The organism is Dyella sp. (assembly GCF_035486915.1).
In the GTDB taxonomy this organism is placed as follows: Bacteria; Pseudomonadota; Gammaproteobacteria; order Xanthomonadales; family Rhodanobacteraceae; genus Dyella_B.
Map to the genome: position 1 here is coordinate 1 of NZ_DATHMR010000019.1, position 3,921 is coordinate 3,921.

Sequence of the window (3,921 nt, forward strand, 5' to 3'; positions counted from 1 at the left end):
GCTGCCGTCGTTTTCCAGATGCCAATGCCAATTGAGCTGATGCGATTTGCCGCGCGAGAGACGCAAGCCCGCAAGGCCGCCCAGGAAGCACGGCGCGGTATCGAGCATTTCGGCCAGAAGCGAATTGCCGACGTGCCCGGACAGACGCGCGTAGCTGCGCGACTTGCGCAAGGTTTGCGGCAAGCCCAGCACAGCGGTCGCCAACCGCTGCTCCAACGACTGCAGCGTGGTGTGCGCGAGCATTTTGCTTTCGAGCGGCATCGGCCGAGCAAAGCGTCCGTGCTCAACCGGCGCCAGCAACACCGGAGCTGCATCCAGCCGCGCGTAAGGGACACCTTCCTCCGGCATCACCTCGAAAAAGAAACCCAGCACCGTGTGATCGTGCACGGCAGCGGCCGCCGGCTTGGCGAGCAGCTTGCGCCATACGCCGGGCAAGGCTTCCTCGCCGCGCTCATCCCCCTTCGTGGAAGGATCGCCGTGGTGTTTCTCGTCCGGTACGTGCATGCGCATGCGATCCCTGGAGCGATCAAAACCTTGAGCTTAGCAGCGATTCGGGTTCTTTCCGCAACCGTTTGCGGACGAATCGATAGAACTGTTGCTCAATACGGCCCAAACAAGCCCTGGGGGTATTCAGGCTTCTGCTCGCGCGCCATTAAAGCCTTCAATCCTTCCACTGGCGTAACCTCGCCATGCAGCACGGCGCGCACACCTTTGCTGATGGGAAGATCGAGGCCGTGCTTGTCGGCCAGGCGCACCACTTCGTCCACGGTGACGACGCTTTCGACAACCTGACCGATCTGCTTGACTGCATCGTCGATGCCGATGCCGTGCCCCAGCGCAATGCCCAGACGGCGATTGCGCGAAAGATCGCCTGTGCAGGTGAGCACGAGATCGCCCAGGCCCGACAGGCCCATCAGCGTTTCCGGCCGCGCGCCGAGCGCCACGCCAAGGCGCAGCATCTCGTTCATGCCGCGCGTAATGAGTCCGGCGCGCGCGTTCAAACCCAGCTGCATGCCGTCGGCGACTCCTGTCGCCACGGCCAGCACGTTCTTCATGGCACCACCGAGCTCCGCACCCAGCACATCCTTGCCGGTATAGGCACGGAAGTTCGGCGCGTGCAGCAGGGTCGCGAGCTGCTGGGCGAACACTTCGTTCTCCGAGTGCACCGTGACCGCGCTGGGCATGCCGGAGGCGACTTCGCGCGCGAAGGACGGTCCAGTGATCACTGCCGCTGCGCGGCCCGGAAACTTTTCGGCCACGAGCTCATGCAGGAAGCGGCCCGTGCCCGGCTCGAAGCCCTTGGTCGCCCAGGCGATATTGGCCGCCGGATCGAGCATCGAGTCGATCTCGGCGAGCATTTCGGCAAACGCGTGGCTGGGCACCACGATCAGGACGATCGTGGCTCCGCGCAGCGCCGCGGCCAGATCGGGCTCGAAAACCAGATTGGGCGGCAGCTCGAGGTCCGGCAGATAACGATGATTGCGGTGCGTGGCCGCCATCTCGGCAAGCGCGGCAGCGTCGCGCCCCCACAAACGGGTGACGACGCCATTGCGCGCGGCGAGCGTGGCCAGTGCCGTCCCCCAGGAACCGGCACCCAGGACAGCCAGGATCGGCTGATCATTCATGAAGAGAGCCCAAGTAGGGTCTAAATGGCTCAGCTGTTGAGCGTGGGAGCCTCGCCGCCGCCGGCCATGCGGCGTGCCTGCTCAGCGTACAGGGCTTCGAAATTGATCGGCTGCAGCAAGAATGGCGGGAAGCCGCCTTCCTGTACCAGCGTGGAGATCGTGTGGCGCGCGTACGGGAACAGCAGATTCGGACAGTAGCTGCCGATGATGCCGGCGTGATCGGCCTCGCTGAAACCGGCGATGCCGAACAAGCCGGCCTGATGCACTTCGGCCAGATAAGCGGTGCGCTCGTTCACCGTGCAGGTAAGGGTCAGGCTGAGCACCACTTCGTACATATCGTTGCCCAGACCCGTTGCGCGCTGGCTCAGATTGAGCTGAACCTGCGGGGCATCGGTCAGTTCGGCCACGTCCTGAAAGATCTGCGGTGCGTTCGGGGCCTCGAACGAGACGTCCTTGACGTAGATCTTTTGGAGCATCAGCTGCGGCTGGTTGGCGGGGCCGTTGGTCTGGCCGTTGGTGACTTCTGCCATGAGATTCCCTCAGTTCAATTGAGCAAGCGCAATAAGCGCAAAGGAGAGGATTGTTCCATACATCCCCGATTGCCGCTATGAGACGCTTGCCGCCTTAAGGTGCTGAAAACGGTAACGCCGACAGGGAATGCGCCCTTTTCTCGGAACAGGCACCCCGGGAACGACAGTCAGCGCTGCCGTCGGGGTGCCAGCTGATCAAAGATTGCGCATCCGCCTGTTTTTCTGAGAGAATGCACGGCTCGGCCATGCCGGCCCGATTCTTCGGGCACGTTCGCGACGCGATGCGAACCTCACGGCAACCCCCGAAAGCAACACCCTCCAGTATCGCGTGGCGCAAAGCGCCACTGGGCCGATGTCGCCCTGGCCAACGGGCGGTAAACAAAATTACGGAGGTCATCATGGCCCGTGTATGCCAAGTCACCGGAAAAGGCGTGCAGACTGGTAACAACGTCTCGCATGCGAACAACAAAACCCGTCGCCGCTGGTTGCCCAACCTGCATGAGCGTCGCTTCTGGGTCGCCAGCGAAAACCGCTGGGTGAAACTGCGCGTCTCCAACCAGGCGCTGCGCACCATCGACAAGAAAGGCATCGAGGCCGTGATTGCCGATCTGCGCGCCCGTGGCGAAAAGGTCTGAGGAGATAAGTCATGGCTAACAGCAAGCAAGACAAGATCCGTTTGATCTCGTCGGCCGGTACCGGCCACTTCTACACCACGCAGAAGAACAAGAAGAACACCCCGGACAAATTTGAGTTCAAGAAATACGATCCGGTTGTGCGCAAGCATGTGATCTACAAGGAAGGCAAGATCAAGTGACGTAACGGTCCATGCGCGCAGCGCATGGTTTACCGCAACGTCACCCCAGCGAAAGCTGGGGTCCAGTGCCTTAAAAGAAACCCGCCGCAAGGCGGGTTTTCTTTGCCTGCTTGTCAGCCTCGGATCACCGTCATGCTTTCATCCGCAACACACGATTGCCGATGGCTGGCAAACTTGTAGTGCAGCACATTGGCTGGGAGATCGTGGCGGATGAGCAACTCAATGAACTCCCCTATCGTTGTCTACGACGGCGTCTGCCTGCTCTGCAGCCGCTGGATTCGCTTTCTGCTGGAACACGATCGCGAAGGCCGCTACCGATTCGCCGCGATGCAATCGGAAAGCGGCAAGCAACTATTGATCTCCCACGGTCTCGATCCAAGCTCACCGTTTTCCATGCTGCTGGTCGAGAACGATCAGGGTTACACCGACACCACCGCCATCGCCCGCGTTCTTCGCGCTTTACCGCAACGACGCTGGCACTGGCTGAGCGCAACGATCCTGGCGTTCCCACAAAAAATGCGTGATGTGGCATACCGCTTTGTGGCGCGCCATCGTTATCGTTTTTTCGGCCGCAGCGAACAGTGCTTTGTGCCCACACCCGAGCAGCGTTCGCGCTTTATGTCGTGAGTGCACGGCTGGCAAAGTTTCCCGGCACGCACGACAGCCGGAAATTTCTCGCCGATCGACAAAAAGCCCGCCGAAAGGCGGGCTTTTGCATTCAGATGGATCGCAGCGCGGAAAATCAGGCGTTGCTGCCGACCAACGAGTAACCCTTCAAGCGCTGGGCGAATTCCTGCAGTGCGCGGATACCGCTCTGCTCGGCTTCCGTCACCCACTGCTGCAAGCCCTTCAGTGCCTGCTCGGCACCGCGCTGTTCCATCAGATCAGCCAAACGATTGCGGAATTCGCACACGGTGCTGAGCGTCGGGCGCTTGGCCAACACGGCCTGCAT

General features: G+C 61.3%; 6 protein-coding genes and 1 pseudogene. 3 read left to right on the top strand and 4 right to left on the bottom strand.

Annotation, left to right across the window (positions count from 1 at the left end; genetic code table 11):
- The 3 genes and pseudogenes from VK725_RS02095 to secB form a co-directional block, all read right to left on the bottom strand.
- Positions 1-504, bottom strand: a pseudogene (locus VK725_RS02095) (ATP-dependent helicase); the annotation flags it as partial.
- 95 nt (positions 505-599) lie between these two features.
- Positions 600-1,625: an NAD(P)H-dependent glycerol-3-phosphate dehydrogenase gene (locus VK725_RS02100; RefSeq protein ID WP_325316405.1), complete on the bottom strand. Its 1,026-nt coding sequence runs from the start codon at positions 1,623-1,625 to the stop codon at positions 600-602.
- A 29-nt stretch (positions 1,626-1,654) separates the two neighbouring features.
- Positions 1,655-2,155 (bottom strand): protein-export chaperone SecB, encoded by a 501-nt coding sequence (secB, locus tag VK725_RS02105; protein ID WP_325316406.1) that lies wholly within the window; start codon positions 2,153-2,155, stop codon positions 1,655-1,657.
- 398 nt (positions 2,156-2,553) lie between these two features.
- Here secB and rpmB point away from each other — a divergent pair, with 398 nt between their 5' ends.
- The 3 genes from rpmB to VK725_RS02120 all read left to right on the top strand — a co-directional run bounded on the left by rpmB (position 2,554) and on the right by VK725_RS02120 (position 3,596).
- Positions 2,554-2,790: a 50S ribosomal protein L28 gene (gene rpmB / locus VK725_RS02110; protein WP_090449535.1), complete on the top strand. Its 237-nt coding sequence runs from the start codon at positions 2,554-2,556 to the stop codon at positions 2,788-2,790.
- Positions 2,791-2,801: 11 nt separating this feature from the next.
- Positions 2,802-2,969, top strand: a complete 168-nt coding sequence (gene rpmG, locus VK725_RS02115; RefSeq protein ID WP_126675274.1) for a 50S ribosomal protein L33 — start codon at positions 2,802-2,804, stop codon at positions 2,967-2,969.
- A gap of 222 nt (positions 2,970-3,191) precedes the next feature.
- Positions 3,192-3,596, top strand: coding sequence for a thiol-disulfide oxidoreductase DCC family protein (locus VK725_RS02120; protein ID WP_325316407.1), 405 nt, complete (start codon positions 3,192-3,194; stop codon positions 3,594-3,596).
- 115 nt (positions 3,597-3,711) lie between these two features.
- Here VK725_RS02120 and VK725_RS02125 read toward each other — a convergent pair.
- Positions 3,712-3,921: DesA/ISL3 alpha bundle tail domain-containing protein (locus VK725_RS02125; RefSeq protein ID WP_422653309.1), on the bottom strand; the 210-nt coding region annotated here is incomplete at its 5' end.